We start from the raw sequence: 22,224 nt of genomic DNA on the forward strand, positions 1-22,224 counted from the left end.
TGCTCTTATGAATTTGTTTGGCCTCAACCTGGCCTGGATGAACGGATGTCCCTCAAACCGACCCGAACGACCTTAGCGGACATGGCAGCTCCCTGTGGCGCGACTATCGTTGTAGCGGATCATTGAGTTACACTCAGAAGCTCTCGGTTTGCTATTCGGGCATTCCGCCAGAGAAAAATCCGATTGCGGGTCCAGTGCTGGTTTGAGCCGGCAATTGTCGGAATGGCCATCTTCCCGCGATATTACGCGTCGCTTGATTGCGGAGCGCGAGCCCCCACGAACGAAAAGTGCACGTATCTGGTGCGGCTTCTGGTGCGCCGGTGGTGCTGCAGGCAACGAGAACGAAGTAAGCTATTGATCTCCTTGGTGGGCCCGGCAGGACTTGAACCTGCAACCAGACCGTTGTAAGCGGCAGAATAGCGATCAGCTTCGTCGCCCTTGCCGCGCATTCGGTCGCTTCTGCTCGCGTTTGTTACGTTTTGACGATGTCGCTCCCGCTTTGGTCGCCAGCCAGCGATCAGTCAAAACGTCTCGGTAACCTTGCTCAGGCGAGGGGGACGATCCGGGTCAAATCCGCGCGCGCATGCCGCCTGCTCGATCATCCGGTAGGCCGGAACGAGCATGGTGATCGGGTCGGTGGCGGGGTCATCCTCGACCAACCAAGGCAGCGAGCCAAGCGGTCCGCCGCAGAGATGCAGCGCGATCTTTTGCTCGCGCAATTCCTCTGCCAGTGCGTCCACCGTGGCCGCCGTTTCATCCATGACACGCATCATGACAACTGGCGTGCGCGACGATAACGCGGCACGTGGCCCATGCTGCAGTTCGGCGGCACTCAGTCCGATGGAGGGCAGGCGCATGATTTCCGAAAGCTTGAGCGCGATCTCCCTCGCCGAGCCCAGGCCCAGGCCCCGAGCCGCCACAAACACAGCTGATGCCTTGACGAGATCATCGGCAATCTCCGACCAGTCGAGCGCCAGCGCGCGGTGCAGGCGCTCGGGCAGCCGGTCGAGGGCTGACCGCAGCGCACGATCTTGCGCCAACTCGGCAACCAGTCCGGCACTGGCGGCCATCGAGCCGATCACGGTCTTCGTCGCCGCTACGGAGTGTTCTTGACCGGCTTCGATCGGAACGACGAATTCCGCTTCGTCAGCCACCGGCGACGACGTCGCATTGACGATGGCAATCGTGCGTGCGCCCGAGGCTCGTGCCGACTTGGTCGCTGCGACGAGATCCGGGCTGCGCCCGGATTGCGAGATCACGATGAACAGCGCATCGCGCAGCATCAAGGGTGTGCAAAATGCCGTGACCACCGAGGGAGCACTTGCTGAAACGGGAAGGCGAAGCCGCGTCTCGACAAGATACCTCAAGAAAACTCCGGCATGCCCGGAGCTTCCCCGACCACACACGACGCACAAGGGGGCGGAGTCAATCCCAATCCGCTGTGCGATGTCGCGCGCGGCGGGTCGGCTGCGAACAATGTTAGCGACAACATCCGCGCTTTCCCCGATTTCGCTCGCCATCGCGGATATCGTCATGGCTCAACCACTCCGCCTCGGCCGCGTCCCGCCGCTCCCTTTGGGAGTCGGTCACGATGCGAGTCACGATTCCTGGCGAGTTCGACAAACACTTGCCGAAGGTTGCCGTCACAGTTCTCCAGAACGGTCTCCGCATCAACCCTGTCGACACCGAGCGCCAGAAGGACTGCGATCTTGATGTCTCCCTCGGCCTGCTCGAGCGAGCGTGCCGCGTGCGACGGATTACAGCGCGCGATTTGCGCCACCATGGCCTCGGCGCGCCGCTTCAGCTTGGCATTGGTCGGCGGCATGTTCACCATCATGCCGCGATATACCCGGCCAAGGCGCAGCATGATCCCTGAGGAGATCAGGTTGAGCACGACCTTCTGCGCGGTGCCCGCCTTCATCCGCGTGGAGCCGGCGATCAGCTCTCGGCCGGTCTCGACCAGGATCGGAAACTTTGCCGATGCCAGCAGTGCGGTGCCGGGATTGTTGGCGACACCAATCGTTACTGCATCGAAAGACCCTGCCTGCTGCAGCGCCGCGACCGTGAACGGCGTTGTGCCGCTGGCGGCTACCGCAATCACCACGTCGTGCGGCGTGAGCCGTGCGGCGCTGATCTGCGTGACTGCATCATCGACATCGTCCTCCGCGCCCTCGATGCTGGTGACGAACGCGCTGTCACCGCCGGCAACGACGAAGCGGACGCGCTCGCGGGGCCAAGCGAAGGTCGGCGTCAGCTCGGCCCCGTCCTGGACCGCCACGCGGCCTGACGTGCCAGCGCCGACATATACAATGCGACCGCGGTCGCCCAACACCGTCTTGGCCGCTTCGGCTGCCGCAGTGATCGCGGGAAGGGCATGGCCGATCGCGGCGACCGCCGCAAGCTGGCCCTCCCACATCGCTTCCATCGCTGACGTCAGCGACCATGCATCAAGGTCGGCAAATCTGGGATCGACTTCTTCGGTGGCCATATCCGTGATCCAAGCACCATCAAACGCGGAACTTCGAAGCCTGTTCATGGTCAGTTTCTCTCTTGGGCGGGTCCAGCTTGCGCAGGTCGAGCCGCCCTCGGGCCACAAGCAGCGCGCCGGCCGCTGCGTCGGCGTCAGGACGCCTCAGGCGGGCGCGCAGATCAGGCGTTAGCCAGGGCGTAATCGCATCCGCGAGCCCGCCCACCAGCGCGAGCCGGTCAATTCCTTTAGCCAGGAACAGATCAAGCAGATCGCCAATGGCATCGGCCGCGCGTTCGACAATGCGGCGACCGACCGGATCGCCCTGATTGGCGTGCCGCATCACGGTCGGCGCGAACGCGGCGTAGTCGGTGGCCCGGGCTTCTTCAGACCACGCCACGGCCTGATAAGGATCTTGATCGAATGCGCCCAGCACCTCTGCAAGCAATGGTGTCAGCTCGCCGCGGCGATCCGCGGCCCGCAGCGCCAGTCGAACGACCTGCAGGCCAATGTCGGCGCCGCTGCCTTCGTCCGAGACTGGGAAGCCGTAACCGGCGATGCGGATCTCGCTGCCGCCAATCAGGCCGACACCCACCGAGCCCGTGCCGGCCACCACGATGGCCCCGTCCGCGCCGCTATGGGCGCCGAGACAGGCAGCTAGGCCATCGCTGACGAAGATAACGGACGCAAAGGGATGCGGGATCTCTTTGAGCGCCGCTTCCGCGCCCCGGCGACCAATGCCGGCGAGGCCAATTCCGGCGTGCATCCGCGCGAAATCCTCGCGCGTCAGTTCGGACTGTGCGGCCGCCGCTTCGGTGGCCTCCATGATGGACCGCCAGGCCCTGTCGAAGCCAATACGGGTCGTGGCAGGCCCCGAGCTCGCTTCACCGAGTACCCTGCCGTTTTCGTCCTCGACCCGGGCGCGGCAGCGGGTTCCGCCCCCATCGATGCCGAGATAGGTGGTACCTTTTGTTTCCATTAGAAGTTAACGCAAGGATTTAGCTCCGGGTCCCCCAAGCCCGTTGTGTACATATAAGGACCTGTACAGCACGGGACTCGCCTCACGAGTCCGTGATTGCCATTCTCGGATCAGCACTTATGGGCCAAGCTGGGTCTTCCGTGGTTTTCTCGATTGCAGCGCAGCACATCTTTGATGGTGCCGACATGCGCGGGCCGGGGTCGGTCAGGATATCGGAGGGGCGGATCGAAGGCATTACCGAGGAGGCGCGCGCCTCGATCCACCTTCCTCGGGATGCGATACTTGCACCCGGATTCGTCGATGTTCAGGTGAACGGAGGCGGCGGCGTTCTTCTCAACGACCAGCCAACGGAGGCCGGCGTTCGCCGCATCGTCGAGGCGCACCGCAAGGCCGGCACCACGGGCTGTTTGCCAACCCTCATCACCGATCGAAGCGAGGTCATCGAACGATTGGCTGTAGCAGCTCAGGCGTGCCTCGAAATTCCTGGCGTGCTCGGCTTTCATCTGGAAGGTCCGGCCCTCAACAGGTCTCGCAAGGGCATTCATCCGGAAGCCGAGATACGCGTGCCCGATCGGTGCGATCTCGCCGCCATTAAAAGCTTCGGGGACCGCGGTCGCTCCATGGTGACCTTGGCACCGGAATGCGTGCCCGCGTCCATGATCGATGAATTGATCGGCGCCGGATTGCGTATCGCGGCCGGCCACAGCGACGCCACCGCAGCCGAAATCGGGCAGGCGGTCGATCGCGGCGTCTCGGGGGTGACCCATCTGTTCAATGCCATGTCGCAGTTAACCGCCCGAGAGCCCGGCTTGGTGGGTGCCGCGCTGGGAGATGACCGGTTGTTTGCAGGGATCATCTGCGACGGCATCCACGTTGACCGCGCCTGCTTGCGTGTTGCCTTGCGCTGCAAGGGACGCGATCGATTGACACTGGTTACCGATGCCATGCCATTGGCGGGCACGAGCGACCGGCAATTCCTGCTACAGGGAAGGGAGATCACGTTGCACGACAATCGCCTGACTGACCGGGATGGCACGCTCGCGGGCGCTCACCTCACCATGATCGAGGCGGTGCGCAACGCTGTTGCGCTCATCGGAATCTCCCTTGTCGATGCTCTTATCATGGCTTCCCGGACGCCCGCGGCATTTCTGGGCCTTGGGTCCGAGCTTGGACGGATCGCGCCCGGATACCGCGCGGATCTTGTCGCCTTTAATCCGAACTTTGAGGTCGTCGGCACATGGATAGGCGGTGTCGGTTCGATGGGTGAGGCGAACAACGCTTCCGAGCGGGGTTAGATGCGCAACCAGCCCAAGCGGGGGGAGTGTGAGCGCCAAACCTGACAGGGGCCTGACGAGTTATCTGCGCCAGTAGACTGCGTGGTGCACGTCGCCCGGCAATTACGCCCTAGTCAGTGCCCGAAGAACAACCACAGCAGGATGATCACAGGAATTGGTACGCCCAAAAGCCAAAGCAAAACACCTCGTCCCATCGCGCTTCCCTCCGTTGTTTATTCGCGCCAATGGCAACTACGGAAGACGCGGCCACGTTCCTAGCCGGCCGATCGCGTCGTCATCACCGCCGAGCGAAGGTGAAGGGCTGATAACGGTAGTCATCCCTTAATGATGAGGCGCCCCAGGAACGCATTGCAGGCCCGCTCGGCTTCAGCGAACGAACTGAAGGGAGACCCGGATACGTGAGCCGCTGGCATATTCAGAAAGTCGGGGCGATATGATGCAACAAAGCCCGGCTCTCCATGCAATCCAGGTCCACTCCGGCTCTCGTTGCTGATGACGAATGAATAGTCGTCGCTGCTTGCGATCCATATCTCCAGTTCAGTATCGACTCGGCGGAAGTGTAGGGCCATTTCACCCTCCACAAACTTTGATCCTCCGTGATCATCCACATGGGACGCTTAGCCCGCTCTTGTGCGGTTGGCCGCTTCAGCCTCCCGCGCCAGCCGTTCGGCCTTTAGGCGCTCTCGATTATCGTGGATCGCTTTTTGCGCTTTGGCGTAATCCGTCATAGCATCCTTCGGCCTGACCGTTTTGAATGCCTTGTTTGCTTCGCGTTCCGCGGCCGTCGGCGCCCGTCGGTCTCGGTCTTTAGCCATTGTTGACCTCCCATTTGGGCTAACTAGTCAACGCGCGGAGCTAGCTTTCGATCCTATCAGCTCGGCCCACGGTCGGCTCGAGGATCTTCGACACCAAGCGCTTTGAGCCACATGGCGCCAATCGGCGCGGTCGCTATCCTGCACCGAAACCCCGTGAACAAACAGCGATAAAGGTGGTCAATCAGGATCGAGTTTCATTGCTCTTGTTGATTGTTTCGGTCGCTGATTACGTTCCGGACGTAGGGTCCTGGGGCGGCAATGGCAGCTGAAACGCTCCTACAAGGCTGATATGAACCTTTGGCTCTTCATCGTTGGGATAGGCGACTGAAATTGCAGCAGATGCGAACGCCCTCCGAGCGCACCATAATCCTAAAGCGATACGTCGTCGCTATGGGCTTCACATTGGCCAAGCATCCGGCTCGAGAATTGGTGCGCGAAGCATTTGCTACCATAACGCACGAGATGCGCCCACTGGTACCTCTGAGCGACAGCGAAAAGGGACTTAGTGCTAAGCTACATGTCTGCTTGTCGAGCGATAGGCGGCAATCGTCTCTTGGGACACCGTCAGTTTTTGGACCCGAAGCCGACATCAGCGCTTGGTGAGGCGCCGTGACTGCCTCAAACGTGCCAGCGCTATGCGCAGGCGGTTGCAGGATGGTGGCGCTGCCTCCTGCGTAGCGGTCCCACATTTCTTTTCTTCTAGATCCTCGACCAGCTCGAGCCCAGCACGCATCGGATCGTTCGCAATCTCATTGGGATCAAAACCGCTCAGGTCGCTGGTGAGGCGCGCAGCGCTGGTTAGTCAATGTTGCTGACGGTAATTCCCCGGAATTGCTGGCGCGCCGACCCGGTCTGGGATGCCTCATTCAACGCATCCGCTTCTTGTCAAGTCAACGTCCGCCCTGCATTCGCATCGAACATATTTGGAGATGATCATGCGTAGCATAGCCTTGATGATTGCATTCGTGATCTCGTTTACCGCACCGGCTTTGGCTCAAAAAGCCGAGATCGAGGCCATCAATGCGAAATGGATTGAATTGTTCAACAAGGGCGACTTCTCTGGAGTTGCGTCACTCTACAGCACGGATGCGACCGCATTCCCGCCAGGTTCTGCGATGGTGCACGGCCGATCAGCCATCGAGGCAATGTGGAAAAGCATGGCGGAACAAGTTGGCGATCCGAAGCTCGCAACCCTTGACGTTAAGCCCCTTGGCCCATCCGCGGCGCGCGAGATTGGGACGTTCGCCCTCAAGACCAAGGGACCGACACCGAAGGATGTGACTGGAAAGTATGTCGTGGTTTGGGAGAAGGTCGACGATGATTGGAAGCTGACCACCGACATCTGGAACGAGGGCAACTAGGCATCTCTGTTCATAGCTGTGCTTCGCGCCAAACGCGGCTTTACGTTGAGTTGGCTATTGCACGGTCGAAGGCGCGCGCGCGATCGGGGCCTCATGGCATCGCTTGGCAGTGCCCACCTTTCGCCGGAGCCAATGTGTTAAACTGGCTGAGATGTCTCGCGATCGGTGCTTCCATTTGCAGATGTGCCTTCGCAGGTCTCTGCAATATGCTACTCATATCCCTATTGGCCATAGGTATACCATGACAGGTATTGCAGAGTGGCTGGCATCGATCGGTTTGGGAGAGTACGCCGATCGTTTCGCAGAGAACGCCATCGACCTCTCGGTCGTCGGCGATCTCACGGAGCAGGACCTCAAGGACCTCGGCGTCCTGCTTGGGCACCGACGCAAGATGCTGCGCGCGATTGCGGCACTTGAGGATGATGTCGCTGAATCGGACCAAGCGGCTGCCAAACCAGCGCCGCGAGACAGCGCCGAGCGGCGCCAAATCACGGTCATGTTTTGCGATCTGGTGGGCTCGTCCGCACTTTCGGCCCGGCTGGACCCGGAGGACTTGCGCTCGATAATCGGCGACTATCACGCCTGCATCGCTGAGGTTATCGCCCGGAGTGAGGGCGTTATCGCGCGCTACATGGGGGATGGCGTGCTTGCCTATTTCGGCTACCCCCTGGCGCACGAGGACGATGCCGAGCAGGCGACACGCGCGGGGCTGTCACTGGTCGATGCCGTGGCCAACCTTCAGGCAGATATCGGCACCAAGCTGCAGGTTCGCGTTGGCATCGCTACCGGTATGGTCGTCGTGGGCGATCTGATCGGCGAAGGCGCCGCCAAGGAGCAGGCGGTGATCGGTGAGACACCGAATCTGGCTGCTCGTCTGCAGCAGTCCGCCGAGCCCGGTACGGTGCTGATCTCCGAGAGTACGCGCCAGCTCACCGAAGGATATTTCGAATACTGCGATCTTGGCTCCATCGCGCTGAAAGGATGGGCCGAGCCAATACCTGCCTGGCAGGTGCTCGGGACGACTGGAGTGGAAAGCCGCTTTGAGGCTCAGCACAGGACCCGATTGACGCCCTTGATCGGGCGAGACGAGGAGATCGAGCTGCTGTTGCGGCGCTGGCAGCATGCCTCTTCGGGCGAAGGTTGCGTAGTGGTTCTAACTGGCGAGCCAGGTATCGGTAAGTCGCACATCGCGCTGGCGCTTCAGGAGCGGCTCCAAGCCGAACCACACATTACGGTCCGCCATTTCTGCTCGGCGCACCATACCAACAGTGCGTTGTATCCGTTCATCGACAATCTCGAACGTGCTGCCCGGTTCGAAAGAGGCGAAGCGCCGACGGAGAAGTTTGCCAAGCTTGAAGCTCTGCTGTTGCGGTCTGGCGCCGACGCAGATCGTGTGGTGCCGGCTCTAGCAAACCTTCTGTCGCTGCCGATCAGTGATCGTTACCAGCTGCCCGAGCTCAGTCCGCAGAAACGCAAGGAGATGACGTTGGCGGCATTCTCGGCTCAGCTCGAAGCGTTGGCTGCGCGGCAGCCAGTATTCATCATCTTTGAGGATGCCCATTGGTCGGACCCGACTTCGATGGAGCTGCTCACGATTACACTGGAGAAGGTGCCACGACTCCGAGTGCTGCTGCTCATCACCGCGAGACCAGAGTTCACGCCGCCCTGGCCTGGTCATGCACATGTGACGACCGTCTCGCTTACACGGCTGAACCGACGCAACGGGGCGGCATTGATCGAGCGCGTCACGGCAGGCAAGACGCTCCCGGAGGAGGTCTTGGACCAAATCCTCGCTCGCACCGACGGCGTGCCCCTGTTCGTCGAGGAACTTACCAAGGCGGTGCTCGAAACCGGCTTACTGCAGGAGCGAGACGACCATTACGTGGTCAGCGGTCCGCTACCCTCGATGGCGATTCCAACGACATTGAACGCATCGCTGATGGCTAGGCTCGACCGATTGGCCCCCGTGAAGGAAGTTGCTCAGATCGGCGCCGTTGTGGGGCGCGAGTTCTCGTACGAACTGCTGAGCGTGGTCGCCAAGCTGCCAAGGCAACGGCTTGAGGAGGCGCTTGCCCAGTTGGTTCAGGCGGAGTTGATATTCTGCCGAGGCGAGATACCCCGGGCGGTCTACACCTTCAAGCATGCGCTCGTGCGGGACGCTGCCGAAGCGGGACTTCTGAAGAGCCGACGCGCAGCGCTGCATGCCGCCGTCGCCAACGCTTTCGAGCAACGATTCCCGGAAATTGTGGAGTCTCAACCCGAGACTCTCGCACTCCACCTTACCGAGGCGGGATTGTTCGAAAAGGCGGGAGAATATTGGCTCCAGGCAGGCAAGAAAGCGGCCATGCGCTCCGCCAACCTCGAAGCGATCGCACACTTGCGCAAAGGCATTGAGGTCTCGGCCCATTTGGCCGACGGTGCACTTAAGGACCGGCTGGAGCTTGATTTCCGGTACGCGCTCGGGCCCTGCCTCATTGCCAGCCAGGGGCCGGCCTCGCCCCAGGCGGTGGCGACCTTTGCGCGAGCGCGCGAGCTGTGCCAGCGGCTCGGAGATCCCCCCGAGCGACTACAAATCATGTTTTGGTTGACCACCGCGAGCGTCATTCGTGGCGAGTTGCCGGTCGCCGAGGAAATGATCTCGGTGTTGCTTGATCTTGCGGAGGGTCGGGGCGATCGACCAACGTTGCTCAACGCGATGCGTGGGCAGGGGATGATACGCCTTTTCATGGGAAATCTCGTAGATGCCCAGGAGGTGATCGAACGGGCCTTCGAAGCGTTCGAAGCGAGCAGCGAGCATGACAGATTGGCGGCGCGTGCTGCCGGCCAGGATGCGGGTGTGGCCGACCTGGCTCTGATGTCATGGGCGCTCTGGCTGCAGGGCCGTGCTGATACGGCACTCGCGCGTGTAAATGCCGCCCTTCAGCGTGCCGACGTCATCAGTCATCCGCATTCGCAGGCCTATGGATGCTATTATGCATCCATTCTCCACGCTCTTCGGGGTGACTTCCGAAAGGCACACCGCTATGCCGATCGTTGTCTCGCCTTGTCGGAAGAACTCGGATTCCGGCAGTGGCGAGGATTGGCTCGCGCCATCCGGGGGATAAGCGCCACCTTCCTTGATCCTTCGTCCGCTGCGCTCGAGGAAATCCGCACGGCGATGAACGAATATCGCGGCGCGGGCTATCAGCTTGGCATCACAGCACTCTATGTGCTCCTGAGTGCGGCTTTGTTGTCGAGCCATCAAAGCGAAGCTGCGCTCGAACTGATTGAGCAGGGTCTCGCTACAACCGCCCGCAATAGCGAACGGATATTTGAGGCCGAGCTGTATCGATTGAAAGCGCGCGTATTGCTCGTCCGCGATGCACCGGAGGCCAGCACCGATGCACGATCACTGCTCGATCACGCATTGACAACTGCAAAAAGCCAACGCGCCAAGGCCCTTGAACTTCGAGTAGCAGTAGACCTCGCCAACTTGTGGATCGATCAGGACAGAACCAGCGAAGCGCTCGACCAGCTCGTGCCCATCTATGGCTGGTTCGTCGAGGGTCTTGAAACGCAGGATTTGAAGCAGGCAAAGGCATTACTCGACCGACTGCGGTAATTCCGCCTGGACTGCGGATATTGGAGCTTGGCTCAGCAGGTCGGTCTCAAGGCTGTTTTACCTTGCCGTTACGCAGCCCGCCTTCGACATTCGTGATATGCCTCCTTTACCTCTCGCCATCCCGCCTCATCGTTTTTCGCAGGATTCTCATTTATGAAATGTGGCCCGTCATGCGGCGGACGTTTTCCGTGTTCGTAGTATGCCTTGATTGCTTGTTCAGCAGCGATCCTTCCCAACTTTCTCCCGCTGTCCAGGTTGCTGTGGTTCCATTTGAAACTGATGTGCCCCGGCACATGAATCTCGACTATTGTGCCCTTCCACGGATGCTCCCCGGATTTTGGCTTGTCGTACCGCACGTGATATTTGAAGAGCTTGACATCATCTTCGCCAACGGTCGCTGCGAACAATTGGCAGAGATTTGCCAAGGCATCGTGAAGGTTTTCCGGTTTGCGGACTTGCTTTGAATCGACGATCCTGCTCACCTATATCTCGTCCAGCTCATCGCCTGGCTTATGATGCTCCTGGAGCAAGCTCTCGAAGTTGACCGTATCGACCAGTGCTCCTTCAGTAGGTAACTCCGTCGATCTCTACGGTTTCTTCGACGAAGGGAAGGGCTGAACACGCACATAAGCTGGATGCGCTGATAGGCACTTTGTACTCTTTCCCGTCGACCTTCTTGTTCTCATCGACCTTCTTGGGCATTGGGCGGTTGGAAAACAACGCGAGTTTATGCTCATCGAGATTCCAGGCGTTGTGGAATATGAATGGCTTTTCGGGTCTTCCCAGCGCGTCGAAATTTATGCTCTTCATAAACTGGCTGTGTGGATAGTTGATCCTGGAGAGGCCGGTGACTTGGGACAGATACATCATTGACGTGAGATAACGAACGAAGGGATTTGGTGCCAGCACCTGATTAAGAACCCATCTGTTTAAGTCTCCCTCATCCGGGCTCGTGAACTTCTTCCCGCCGTCCGTGTCGGGCTGTTGAGCGAACCAGAGCGACATGGATTCCCTGAAGGCAGTCGCGCCCCTGTTTGGGTCCCACAAATCCTTATAGGTATTGGGATCTGCGACGAAGTTGGTCAGAGCCTTGCCGATGCTTTCCCAATCCGGGCCGAACACCGTGTTTATGGGAAGCGCCTATAGCTTTCGTCGTCTCGAAACACGCCATTCTTGAAGAATTGATGGGTCAGTTTCGCCCTGTCTTTATTGTCAACGTTGTCAAACTGATTGTAGACGATCCCAACCCAGGCGCCGATGCAGGACAATGCCCACACGTCAAAGGTTATACCTGCGTTGGCAAGAGCTTCCAGAACTCCAATGTGCAGCCCTGCCGCCGGACCACCACCGCCGAGCGTAATCGCCCTCTTCACCATTGGTTGCTCCATCAAATTTTTTACATGGCTTATTCTCTGATCAAGTTTCTGAACCGCGTAAAACTAAAAGACTGATCGTTTGATGGGTCCGCGGGCTTTCGGCCGCACCGAATGCCGTTGAATCCAACTCGAAAACTGATTGATCGCAGCATTGCGAAACACGATACGTGCGACGGAACGGTGGACGTCGAGGTTTCGGCGCCTTCTCGAGCCTGCTGATCGCGCTGGGCGCACGCCGGCCAAGAGCTCGAGCAAGCGTATCGCGGTCTGGCCCGCCCATTTGTGAACCAATTCACGGTAGATATTTAGCGTTGATGTTAGTAGGGGAGATGTTGTCCAATTGTGGCTTCCGCTTCTGGCCCGTTCGAGACATCCAGCGATATCCGCTCTGTGGCCGCTATCGGGGGAAAGCGGAAGTCCCCCGGCGCGCGCAATTTTGGGCGCAGACTGGCACGGCTATCCAGTTGCCGCGGGTCGGTTACCGGCTTCTCGCACGAGCGTTCGCGCGCCATCGCTCGGGGAGGCTCTGCGGCGAGGCGGCCGGTTTCCACTGCAGGGACACGACCCAGTTGTCGAAGACCGTGTTGAAGCTCCCGGACTGGTACGAGAAGTTCTCGCTCGCCGGCCAAAAGTAGCCGGCATCGGCTGCGTAGGTAAAGAGCGTCCAGGTATGGGGCTTCTTCCAGAACGCGTTGCCGCCGTCCGGGTCCCCGTCGAGGGTGCTGAAGTCGAGGAAGAGCCAGAGAGGTGCATTCTTGGTGCCGAGGTTCGTATCCGGCGAGTTGAACTGCAGCGCGTTCCAGTAGATCCCAGGTCCGGCTCCGGGATCAGCATCGTCCACGAGCTTCTGCAGCCGCCAATAAAAGCTCGCGTCGCCGGTCATAGTGGTCTCGCCGGTGAACGTGATTAGGCCAGCTCGCGGGCCTGACTGGATGATGCCGCTGATGGAGGTGGTCCCGCTGATTGTTCCGCTCCCTTGTAGTATGCCGCCGGGAGCAGGCGAATCGGTGCCGGTCGCTGCAATGGTGACCGGGCCCGAGACCGTCCCACCATTCATGAACAGTGTGCCCGACTCGCCGACAACAACCGCGCCGGTCACCGTGCCGGCGACCTCCAGCGTCGCCGCGTAGGATACCAGCACCTCGCCGGCACCCGTTGCTGATCCACCGGTACCGCGGGCAATCAGCGTACCCCCATTGACCCTGATCAGACCGGAAAGCATGCCGCTGCTGTCTGCACTCAGGGTCAGCGTGCCGGGACCGAAGATCGTCAGGCCCGCCGATCCCTCGATGGCGGCTGCGATCTGCGAACTACCGCCGGTAGCATTGGTGTAGATCAGGCCTTCTGCCGCGCCGAACGAAAGGGTCGCAGTAGCGATGCTGCCGCCGTTCATGATGAGGCCCGCGGCGTCGCCGCTCGCCTGGCTTCCGACCAGAATGCTCGCATCGCCGCCCGTAATCGCCCCGCCGTTCACTTCGAGCGCCGCTACCTGCGGCACACCGCCGCTCTCGACCGCCTGGCTGTCGACGACCTCATAGACGGCATCGGCCGAAACGTCGTTGATGCTGACATCGGTCGACGACACGGTCGCGGCGCTCGCGAAGCCCTCGGAGGGCGAATAGGTCAGGAACTTGCCCGAGCTGGCCGCGTCGTCGTCCTCTCCGAGAATGTAGGGAGCGACGATCCCGTTCATGACGATGGGCAGGTTTGCTCCCGTTCCTGCCACGAACACCTGTTGCGTCAGCCCAAGCTGGGCCATGCCGCCGCCCGGCACGATAACAAGAGTTCCGCCGGAGTTGCGGACAATGTTCGTCAGAGTACCGTCGTCATTGCCCCCGATTACGACGCGATAGTTGCCGCTTCCGGAAAGCTGCAAGGCGCCACCCGTAGAGCCGATGACGAACGTCGCCAGAGATCCCGAGGCGATCTGCACATCGACCGTCGCGCCGTCCGAACGAAGCTCGAGTATTCCGCCGTTCGTCACCGTCACCCTGAAGCTGCCAAATGGTGTGCCGGATGTCCGGGTACTTGCCAGCGTCCCAGCGCCTACGGTGTTGTGTCCTATCAGCTGGTTCGTGTTGGTGAGCAGGAGCGTGCCTTCGCCGTATTTGTGGAGGCCGCCCAGCCCGGTGATCGGCGCGACGACGGTCAGCGTGCCGCCGTTCGTGTTGATGACCTTAGGCTGGTTGATCGTCCAAGTGCTGGGTTCATATCCGGATGTCGAGGGCAGCGCCGACGGCGAGATCGCCCAAGCTTGCCCCTGCCAGAGCACGGCGTAGACGCCCCACCCGGTGAGCGCGTCGGTGACGACCTGGCTGTAGTCTTCGGAGGGTAGCGGCAGATTTTCCAGCGTCCATCCGCTGGGCATTTGCGCGATCTGGACGGTCTGCGGATTGCTAGACGGGAGGTTGGGTACGTTCTCGAACGAGGCGGGGAAAGCGTTGTTGATGGTGATCGTGCCGCCCGTCAGGTTCACCGTTAGCGGCGCGAGGACGTGACCGCCGTTATTTTCCATGTATTCCTTCGTCGTCTGGGAAACGGAATACCAGCCAACCGCGAAATTGGCCAAGACGATCGTCTGCGGACTTTCGGACACGTTCGGGGCCAACCGATCGGCGAGCCACGCAAGGTCCGGATTAGAAGTGCTCGTCAAATTATAGAGATCAGGCCCGATTCCGCAGGCCGACAGATAGTCGGCCATCCCGCTCGTCATGCCGTCCACGAAGCTGCCGCTCTCGCTCGACGTCCGCATCAAGCCCGCGACCACCCTTTCCAGGTTGATCGCCACGGGGTCGTTCTCGCCGTTGTAGACCACAGGAGCAACCTGCGTGAAGCCGTTTGCCGACAGCCAGTAAAGGCCCATGACCATCGACGTCGGGCCGCAATAGGCTTCACCGTCCCCCGGCAGGCTCTGCCCGAAGGGCCCGAAATCGGTCTGGATGATCGAAGGCGTGCTCTTGATGGGGTCGTTCCACATGGGGCTGGTCCACTCCTGTCCGACAAGGCCACGGTACGCGCTTGACCCGCAGGTTAATGTCCCGTTAATTGCGAGACGCAACTTGTGAATACGTTAGCGTGTCCATACACTCTAAGAGTGTAGAGCGGAATCTTGAAAGTACGCAAGCTGGGTCTCCAGCTTGGCCGGCAGGGACGGCTTAGGAGTTCAAGCGCGGGCGCCGGGCGGCAGCATGTTCATCGTGAGTGGCGCATATCTGCCACCAGCGGCGATGTCCTGCGGCAGGGCATGACAACAGGTGGTGTCGCGGCCGGTCCGCGTAACGCGAACGTCTACTTCCGAGGCATGCTGCGAATCCTAGAAGTGGCACCTTTGAGATATGGCGACCGGCTCTGAAGATGTCCGTTCATTGGGGTAGACCGGAAGTACCCGACTGATTGCTAAAACGGCGCCTTTGACCCGAAGCGGACCATCACCCCTCTGGCACGGCGGTGAGGCGCACGTACCCTTACAGAAGCGCTCGACCCAGCAAGGTAAATCGGATTGTCGCCTTGTTGCGCAGCGAGCAAGCGACGGATGGTGAACCCGGAGTTGAGTGCAAGTCCCCGCTGTTGCAGCGGTTCGCTCATCTAGCGCGCCGGTCAAGCCCAAGGCAGCGGCGAGCGCCAAATGAGCGAGAGGATGATTGCGGTTCGCGTCAGTGCTTCTTCGTAGCCAACTGACGGCCTCGGCGTCCGAACCGAGCTGTAGCTTGGCCACGCCCGCAAAACGCATCCACCGGTAGGCGTCAACGTCGCGAGGGGAGAGATGGAAGGCCTCGAGTATATGATCTTCGGTCTCGACAGCGCGCCCCATATTGAATTTAGCTAAACCAAGGGCAGCAGCATGAACGTCGGCCGAATTCCACGCTGTAATTTCGCTGGTTTGACATCGTGACCTGACCGCAGGTTCACCCGAATGAAGACGGCGGAGGAACTTTCGGTTTCGCAGCGAGTCATAGTCATGACGCGATGCTGGCCGCCAAGGAGGGAAGCCAAGGGAGAGATCATGTCAAAGTCCGACCTTGGAATGGCTGCTGCCGGCGTTGCACTGGTCGTTCTGGGAGCGCTGCCGAGCGCGGCCGAGGCGGGCTTCCGCCTGCGCGTTGGCGGCCCCGTGAGCGTCGCGCGCTTCGCGATGGCCGGCATGCTGTCGGTCGCAGGTCTCCGCCACGCGCGGATGGCGGCGCACCACAGCCACGTCCGAATGGCTGCTTTAGGACCGCAAGATCTTCGCCCCGCCGCCGAGTCGATCCGCCCGACTGAGCGCGCTCAGCTCACTGCCGTCGCGGCGCTGGCCGGCTGGCAGGGCGGCCGAGCTGCGCAAGGCTGGTGGCAGCACTCCGACGGTTCATACGGCTGGGTCGGTCCGCTCTTCTGGCCGTTCGCCTATAGCGATCTCTATGACTACGCGCTTCTCAATGATGGCAGCGGCTTCTGGGCCTATGGCTACGGCGATCTCTACGCCGCGATCTTCTCGCCCTATGCTGCAAGCGATCTCTCAGCGTTTGCGGCCGAGCGCCCCGCCGGGAGGCGGCATCGCAAAGCGCCCTCCGTGCAGGAGCTCTGTGGCGGCGATACGGCCGAGACGACCGGCCTTCCCCTCGAGCGGATTGGCCGGGTGGTCGCGGCGAACGAGGCGCAGCGCGCAGCCTTCGACGAGCTCGCGAGCGCCTGGATTTCGGCCGGCGACACCATCCGCGCCTCCTGTCCAGCACAGGCCGCAACCACCGCGCCGGAGCGGTTCGCTGCTATGCAGAGCCGCGTCAACGCGATGCTGAGCGCAGTTGCGGCCATTCAGCCGCCATTTCAAAAATTCTACGATCTCCTAAGTGATGAGCAGAAGGCGCGGCTCAACACGCCCGAACGCGACCGCCGCGCTAACTCTGCGGCCGCGAAGCTGAAGGAGATGCAGGACGCCGCCTGCCAGGCGAGCCGCGAACCGCAGGACGAGCAACAGGCCGAAAAGCAATACCGCCAGCTCGTCGCCCAGCAATGGCCCCTCGACGACATCGCTGCCAGCCTGAAACTGACCGATACCCAACGCGCCGCGCTCGAAGTGGTGCAGGACACCACGATGGGCACCATGGAAGCCTTAAACGCATGCCCGCCAAAGGACGCGCTCACCCCGCCGGGCCGCCTTAATGCCATAAAGGCGCGGTTGGAAGCGATGCGAGAGGCGATCATGAGCGTGAACGACGCGGTCGACGATTTCCGTTGGAACCTGAGTGACGAGCAGAAGACGCAATTCGAGGGGCTCGGTCCGAAGAAGCGGGGCGTGTGATTATTCCATCCACAAGCGGCGCTGATCGGCTAAGGCAACACTTCGCGTCGCCTGTCGCATTTGCTAGTCATCCGTTAAGAAGGGCTGGACATGCGAGCATGCGCGATAGGGGCGGGCTCTAAGCAGTTCCAACGCGCGACCGAGGCGTCGTCCAACATGATCTTCGAGGCGCGCACGTGATCAACTGAACCCCTTTGGATGTCGCTTATTGGCCCTTAGCGGACTAGATTGGCGTCATGGCTGACTTCCGCTTTGCCGGAGATAGCCGACTTCACCGCCAAAGGGAGAGACTGCTTCTGTCCGTGCCTCTCCGTCGGCCGAAGGCGAGGATCGTGGGTGGCACTGTCGCGTCCACTCATCAGCAGGTGAGCTTGCCTGACGCCGATGCGAACTTTCGTGTGAACGAAAACAGCACGTATCTGGTGCGGTTTCTGGCTGCGGGCAACCAGGACCCAGTAAGATACTGATCTTCTTGGTGGGCCCGGCAGGACTCGAACCTGCAACTAGACCGTTATGAGCGGCGGGAGATCGACCGGCCTTGTTGATTTTCCCGCGGTTATGTTTGCGTTCGATCGCGTTTGTTGCGTTCCAGTCGGGTCGTTTCCGGTGCGAAACTGGTGCAGTCCGGAGGGCAGTTCTTGGCGAGTACGCAACACGCTTCCGTATCGGATGAGGGTGCGAAAGACCACCGACTTGCCAGCGTAGCAGTCGACCAAGTCACTGGTCACCGTCTTTCTTACCGCGACCTAGATCGAGACTAGAGGCGATCGACGGGAACGGCGAATACATATCCGACGCCGCGCTCGGTTTGAATCATGCGCGGTGCGCTAGGATCGCGCTCAAGCTTGCGCCGAAGGCGGAGAATTTGCACGTCAATGCTACGATCAAAAACATCCTCGTGAACGCGAGTAGCATGCAGCAGTTGCTCACGACTGAGTGGCCGCTGCGGCGCCTCCAGGAAGGCGAGCAACATTGCGTACTCACCCTTGGTCAAGGCTACTGGCAGGCCGGTGGGATCCGTAAGTTGCCGAATCCTGAGGTCGAGTTGCCAACCAGCAAAGCGAAAACGGCCACGTTCTGGATTTCGCGGCGGTGCCGTTCGTCCGGCATCGAACCGCCGGAGGACCGCACGTACGCGCGCGAGTAGCTCGCGCAGATTGAATGGCTTAGTCAGGTAGTCGTCGGCGCCGAGTTCGAGCCCAACCACCCGGTCGATGTCGTCGCGGCGGTGGCCGGTGATAATGATTACAGGTACATCGGAGTTCAACCGCACTTCGCGCAGCAGATCCAGCCCATCCTCCAGACCCAGCCGAAGATCGAGGATCACCAGATTGACCTCGTTGCCATCAAGTTGATGGACCATTTCCTCACGACTGGTTGCCGTCAGGGTATGGATGCCGTTCTCCTCAAAATAGTTTAGGATCATGCGCTGCAAGGCAAGATCGTCCTCCACAAGGAGAACGCACACTTGGCGATCAACGCTTCCGCAGGGCCCGTGTTCAATCAACGATGAAGCGTTCATTGCATCCAGTCCCTTCAACGATGCCAGCTGCGACAATGACCACTGCAAAAACAAGCAAGACGGCGCATATCCTGCTGGCCCTTTTTTGTCTGACCACTGACTCGATAGCGGCCGCTCAATCACCAGCCCTCCACGCTCACACCGATCGTGAGCCGATCACGCCAATTCCGGTCGCGCCGGTTCAGGACCCACAACGGGTTCTTCTTGGCGAGCGATTGTTTCGCGACCGGCGGCTATCCCATGGCGATACACATAGCTGCACGTCATGCCACGATATAGCGACCAACGGCGCTTCCGCCAATACCCGCGACGCGCCCGAGGGGCAACCGATGGCGCTCAATACGCCGACGGTCTTCAATGCAAGCTTGAATTTTCGTTTGAACTGGGAGGGGAATTTCCGTTCGCTCGAGGAAGGAGTCGAGAGCAGCCTCGGCAATTTTGCGATCATGGCATCGAGTGTTGACGAAGTCGTGAGCAAGCTTCGCGCCGATCCGGAGATGGTGCGAGAATTTCGTGCCGCTTATGGGATAGAGCCCGACCGCACCAGCGTCCTTGATGCAATCGCGACGTACGAACGGTCGCTGGTCACGCCAGGTAGCCGGTTCGACCGGTGGGTTGCAGGAGAAGCCGACGCTATTACTCCCGAGGAGCTGGCCGGCTATCAGGACTTCAAGTCACTTGGCTGCATTACCTGTCACCAAGGTGTTAACGTTGGAGGCAATCTATTTCAGCGACACGGCATTTTTCATCCGTTGGGTTCACCAGAACCCGTCTTGCTTCGCGTACCCAGCTTGCGAAATGTTGCGACCACAGCACCGTATTTTCATGACGGCAGTGCTGCCACCTTGCCGGAAGCGGTAAGGATCATGGGCTTCGCTCAGCTCGACCGTGTGCTCACGGATCAACAGATCGCGGGCATCGTTGCCTTCCTCAACACGCTGACTGGCAGCTATCGAGGCCAGGCTTTGAGGCCGGCCGCCGTCACTCCACGCAACGGCGGCATCCCCCGATGAAATTCCTCCCCGTTGGCCTCGGGTTCACGCTGCTGCTCGCGCTCCTGACTTGGTTACTGCTGCGAGGAATCGATACGAACGCACCCAAATACGCCATGGCACTTCGCGCGTTCGACGACTACGCGCTGGCCGAAACCTCACTTCATCGCGACGTTCTCCAGGCGCGCGCGGGCCTGCTTCGCGACTACGACAGTTTTTCCGGCGCCGTGCAGGCGATGCGGGTCGCGGTGGCCCAGCTTCGGTCCTACGCTCAAGCCGAGGGACTTGATACGCGGCCGGTTGACAGGCTCGAAGCGTCGGTCGCCCAGCAGGAAGACCTGATGGAGCTGTTCAAGACCAACAATGCTCTCCTGCAAAACTCGCTGTCCTTTGTCGCTCTCGTGAGCACCGATCCGGCTTCCCGTAGCCACGACGCTCAACTCGCGCCGGCGATGAGTGCGCTGGCGGCCGCGGTCCTCTACCTCGCGCGCGACAGATCGTCGGTTGCCGTCAAGGCGCTCCAGGATCGCATCGACCTGTTCGCTGCGCTGGCCCCCACGGCCGGGCCAGACGCGGACACAGCTCGCGCAATGCTAGCGCACACTCGCTTGCTGCATGATTTGCTGCCCGCCGTCGATGAAACCCTCCGAACCTTCACTGCCATACCCGACGCACAACCCCTCGAAGAGACCCGCGTGCTGTTTGCCCGCCATCGCTCCGTGGTTGAAGCCGGCGAACAGCGTTTCCGGCTGCTTCTGTACCTGGTATCACTGCTACTGCTCATCATGCTCGCGCTTCTCGGCCTGCGGCTGCGTGCCCGTGCTATCGCGTTGCGAACGCGAGCAGCCCTTGAGCATGTCATAGCCGAGAATTCGACGAGCCTCATCAATTGCTCGCCGGCCGAAGCTACCGAGCGGCTGAAGCAAGTGTTGGGCGAGTTCGGTCGTTTGATTAACGCTGATCGCGCCTACGTAGTGCTTGGCGAAAATCCGGTTCGCGTGCATACCTGGTCGAGGTCCGGAGAGGCGTTTCCACCGGGCTGGCCCCAACGGGCACTGGGATTGTCCGAACAGCTCGGCGTGGCTGAGCCGGACAACGTCGCCGTTACGGATATTGCCGCGCTACCACCTGGTCCAGTCAAGGAAGCGTTGACGAAGGCCGGCGCACGCGCATGGGTCAGCGTGCCTCTCGTCCGACCCGGTCGGCTGATCCGAAGCATCATGGGCTTTGACTACTCTAAACCGATACGAAACTGGAACTATCCGGCGCCGATTGTGCGACTCGCAGGTGACGCGGTGGCCAATGCGGTCGAACGTGAATTTCTCGAGCGCGACAAGGCGAAACTCACGGTGCGGCTGGAACGGGCGCGTCGAATGCAAATGGTCGGGTCGCTCGCAAGCGGAATTGCACACAACTTCAACAATATCATTGGCGCGATTGTTGGCTACTCGGAGATGATTGAGCCGCATCTCACGCGTGGCAGCAAGCCGACCCGGCATATTGAGGAAATACGGCGGGCGGCGGAGCGCGGCCGCGACCTGGTCGACAACATCCTCACATTCGGACGACGGACCGATACACTCACCCGTCCGGTGCAGGTGCGCATGCTCCTGGACGAGGCAGCGTCACTTCTGCGCGCCTCGTTTCCCTCCGGCGTCGAGCTCGTCTTCGACGAGGTTTCGCCCGACCTCGCGGTATCGGGCCAGCCAGCGCAGCTGCAGCAGGTCATTATCAATCTATGCACCAATGCCGCGCAGGCGATGGCGGACGGCGGTTGCATTCGCGTGACCGCGGTGCACCGCGAAGTGACCACGTTCCTTCGAATGAGCGACGGTGAACTCTCGCGGGGCCGCTATGCATGCATTGCCGTCAGCGACAGCGGACGTGGATTCGACAAGCGTGTGGCGCGCCGAATATTCGAGCCGTTTTTCACGACCCGATTGGGAGGCACCGGCCTCGGTCTCGCAACCGTTCGCGAGATCGTGCGTGATCATGAAGGAGCCATCGATGTGCAAAGCGAGCCCGGACGCGGAAGCCGCTTTGAGATATGTCTGCCGGCGCTGGCGGCAGACAGCGCTGCAACGGCCGGGCAGCCATCACTCCCGCTCGGGCGCGGCGAGACGGTGATGATCGTCGAGAGCGAGTCAGACCACCTCCTGCAGGACGAAGAAAGGCTCGCTGCACTCGGATACGAACCGGTGGGGTTCGAGCAGGGAGACGATGCACTCGGAGCATGCCGTTCCGAGCCCGATCGATTCGATGTGTTTCTGGTCACGCAGGGGGCGCAGACCCACGCCAGCCTGGACCTCGCACGGGCTTTACACCGCATCGCACCGCTCCGGCCGGTGCTGCTCGCCGCCGCTTCCACGATCGATGTCAGCGTCAATGCATTGACCGAGGCTGGAATTTCCGAGGTGCTGCGCTGGCCATTGACAAGCAGCGAACTCGCAGCAGCGCTGGCGCGTAGCCTTCGCAGGTCCGGCACGTTACAATTGTAACACGATAACCATCGCCTGAAATCCTTTCGTAGCGGGGAGC

The 22,224-nt window shown here is 60.8% G+C and carries 15 protein-coding genes; 6 read left to right on the top strand and 9 right to left on the bottom strand.

The features are described 5' to 3' along the window. Window positions 1-521: 521 nt before the first annotated feature. The 3 genes from AKL29_RS21895 to AKL29_RS21905 are packed head-to-tail and all read right to left on the bottom strand — an operon-like array spanning window position 522 to window position 3,446. Entirely contained in the window at window positions 522-1,535 is a 1,014-nt protein-coding gene (locus AKL29_RS21895; RefSeq protein ID WP_028337658.1) for an SIS domain-containing protein, read from the bottom strand. Then, window positions 1,532-2,488, bottom strand: a complete 957-nt coding sequence (locus tag AKL29_RS21900; protein WP_028337659.1) for an N-acetylmuramic acid 6-phosphate etherase — start codon at window positions 2,486-2,488, stop codon at window positions 1,532-1,534. The genes AKL29_RS21895 and AKL29_RS21900 overlap by 4 nt, the downstream gene beginning before the upstream one ends. A gap of 19 nt (window positions 2,489-2,507) precedes the next feature. Continuing rightward, a complete protein-coding gene (locus AKL29_RS21905; RefSeq protein ID WP_028337660.1) occupies window positions 2,508-3,446 on the bottom strand; it encodes a glucosamine kinase nucleotide-binding domain-containing protein in 939 nt (312 codons plus the stop codon). 140 nt (window positions 3,447-3,586) lie between these two features. Here AKL29_RS21905 and nagA point away from each other — a divergent pair, with 140 nt between their 5' ends. Beyond that, window positions 3,587-4,741 (top strand): N-acetylglucosamine-6-phosphate deacetylase, encoded by a 1,155-nt coding sequence (gene nagA, locus AKL29_RS21910; RefSeq protein WP_244482282.1) that lies wholly within the window; start codon window positions 3,587-3,589, stop codon window positions 4,739-4,741. A 617-nt stretch (window positions 4,742-5,358) separates the two neighbouring features. Here nagA and AKL29_RS40950 read toward each other — a convergent pair. Continuing rightward, window positions 5,359-5,556, bottom strand: a complete 198-nt coding sequence (locus tag AKL29_RS40950; protein WP_080667310.1) for a hypothetical protein — start codon at window positions 5,554-5,556, stop codon at window positions 5,359-5,361. Between the two features lie 935 nt (window positions 5,557-6,491). On the opposite strand from AKL29_RS40950, the gene AKL29_RS21915 reads away from it, so the two are divergent. Next, entirely contained in the window at window positions 6,492-6,917 is a 426-nt protein-coding gene (locus AKL29_RS21915; protein ID WP_028337662.1) for a YybH family protein, read from the top strand. A 241-nt stretch (window positions 6,918-7,158) separates the two neighbouring features. Further along, on the top strand, window positions 7,159-10,518 hold the full coding sequence (locus tag AKL29_RS21920) for an AAA family ATPase (RefSeq protein ID WP_050385593.1): 3,360 nt from the start codon (window positions 7,159-7,161) through the stop codon (window positions 10,516-10,518). Window positions 10,519-10,586: 68 nt separating this feature from the next. Here AKL29_RS21920 and AKL29_RS45325 read toward each other — a convergent pair whose 3' ends face one another. The 4 genes from AKL29_RS45325 to AKL29_RS21930 form a co-directional block, all read right to left on the bottom strand. After that, entirely contained in the window at window positions 10,587-11,000 is a 414-nt protein-coding gene (locus AKL29_RS45325) for a hypothetical protein (RefSeq protein WP_244482283.1), read from the bottom strand. Between the two features lie 82 nt (window positions 11,001-11,082). Then, a complete protein-coding gene (locus AKL29_RS45330; RefSeq protein ID WP_244482284.1) occupies window positions 11,083-11,640 on the bottom strand; it encodes a hypothetical protein in 558 nt (185 codons plus the stop codon). A 5-nt stretch (window positions 11,641-11,645) separates the two neighbouring features. Further along, a complete protein-coding gene (locus AKL29_RS45335) occupies window positions 11,646-11,894 on the bottom strand; it encodes a patatin-like phospholipase family protein (protein ID WP_244482285.1) in 249 nt (82 codons plus the stop codon). A 478-nt stretch (window positions 11,895-12,372) separates the two neighbouring features. Beyond that, window positions 12,373-14,871, bottom strand: a complete 2,499-nt coding sequence (locus AKL29_RS21930; protein WP_050385594.1) for an autotransporter outer membrane beta-barrel domain-containing protein — start codon at window positions 14,869-14,871, stop codon at window positions 12,373-12,375. A gap of 1,047 nt (window positions 14,872-15,918) precedes the next feature. Here AKL29_RS21930 and AKL29_RS21935 point away from each other — a divergent pair. After that, window positions 15,919-17,172: a Spy/CpxP family protein refolding chaperone gene (locus tag AKL29_RS21935; protein WP_050385595.1), complete on the top strand. Its 1,254-nt coding sequence runs from the start codon at window positions 15,919-15,921 to the stop codon at window positions 17,170-17,172. 757 nt (window positions 17,173-17,929) lie between these two features. Here the strand turns inward: AKL29_RS21935 and AKL29_RS21945 are convergent. Further along, complete coding sequence (locus tag AKL29_RS21945) at window positions 17,930-18,694, bottom strand: response regulator (protein ID WP_050385597.1); 765 nt, start codon at window positions 18,692-18,694, stop codon at window positions 17,930-17,932. 35 nt (window positions 18,695-18,729) lie between these two features. Here AKL29_RS21945 and AKL29_RS21950 point away from each other — a divergent pair, with 35 nt between their 5' ends. Next, window positions 18,730-19,707: a cytochrome-c peroxidase gene (locus AKL29_RS21950; RefSeq protein WP_082190657.1), complete on the top strand. Its 978-nt coding sequence runs from the start codon at window positions 18,730-18,732 to the stop codon at window positions 19,705-19,707. Beyond that, window positions 19,704-22,184, top strand: coding sequence for a two-component system VirA-like sensor kinase (locus AKL29_RS21955; protein ID WP_050385598.1), 2,481 nt, complete (start codon window positions 19,704-19,706; stop codon window positions 22,182-22,184). The genes AKL29_RS21950 and AKL29_RS21955 overlap by 4 nt, the downstream gene beginning before the upstream one ends. Window positions 22,185-22,224: the final 40 nt, after the last annotated feature.

It is taken from the genome of Bradyrhizobium pachyrhizi (assembly GCF_001189245.1).
Lineage (GTDB): Bacteria > Pseudomonadota > Alphaproteobacteria > Rhizobiales > Xanthobacteraceae > Bradyrhizobium > Bradyrhizobium pachyrhizi.

Bases quoted from the DNA above. Each gene is read 5' to 3' on its own strand.
- AKL29_RS21895 (WP_028337658.1), bottom strand. From the start codon at position 1,535: ATGACGATATCCGCGATGGCGAGCGAAATCGGGGAAAGCGCGGATGTT.
- AKL29_RS21900 (WP_028337659.1), bottom strand. From the start codon at position 2,488: ATGGCCACCGAAGAAGTCGATCCCAGATTTGCCGACCTTGATGCATGG.
- AKL29_RS21905 (WP_028337660.1), bottom strand. From the start codon at position 3,446: ATGGAAACAAAAGGTACCACCTATCTCGGCATCGATGGGGGCGGAACC.
- AKL29_RS40950 (WP_080667310.1), bottom strand. From the start codon at position 5,556: ATGGCTAAAGACCGAGACCGACGGGCGCCGACGGCCGCGGAACGCGAA.
- AKL29_RS21915 (WP_028337662.1), top strand. From the start codon at position 6,492: ATGCGTAGCATAGCCTTGATGATTGCATTCGTGATCTCGTTTACCGCA.
- AKL29_RS21920 (WP_050385593.1), top strand. From the start codon at position 7,159: ATGACAGGTATTGCAGAGTGGCTGGCATCGATCGGTTTGGGAGAGTAC.
- AKL29_RS45335 (WP_244482285.1), bottom strand. From the start codon at position 11,894: ATGGTGAAGAGGGCGATTACGCTCGGCGGTGGTGGTCCGGCGGCAGGG.
- AKL29_RS21930 (WP_050385594.1), bottom strand. From the start codon at position 14,871: ATGTGGAACGACCCCATCAAGAGCACGCCTTCGATCATCCAGACCGAT.
- AKL29_RS21935 (WP_050385595.1), top strand. From the start codon at position 15,919: ATGGCTGCTGCCGGCGTTGCACTGGTCGTTCTGGGAGCGCTGCCGAGC.
- AKL29_RS21945 (WP_050385597.1), bottom strand. From the start codon at position 18,694: ATGAACGCTTCATCGTTGATTGAACACGGGCCCTGCGGAAGCGTTGAT.
- AKL29_RS21950 (WP_082190657.1), top strand. From the start codon at position 18,730: ATGACCACTGCAAAAACAAGCAAGACGGCGCATATCCTGCTGGCCCTT.
- AKL29_RS21955 (WP_050385598.1), top strand. From the start codon at position 19,704: ATGAAATTCCTCCCCGTTGGCCTCGGGTTCACGCTGCTGCTCGCGCTC.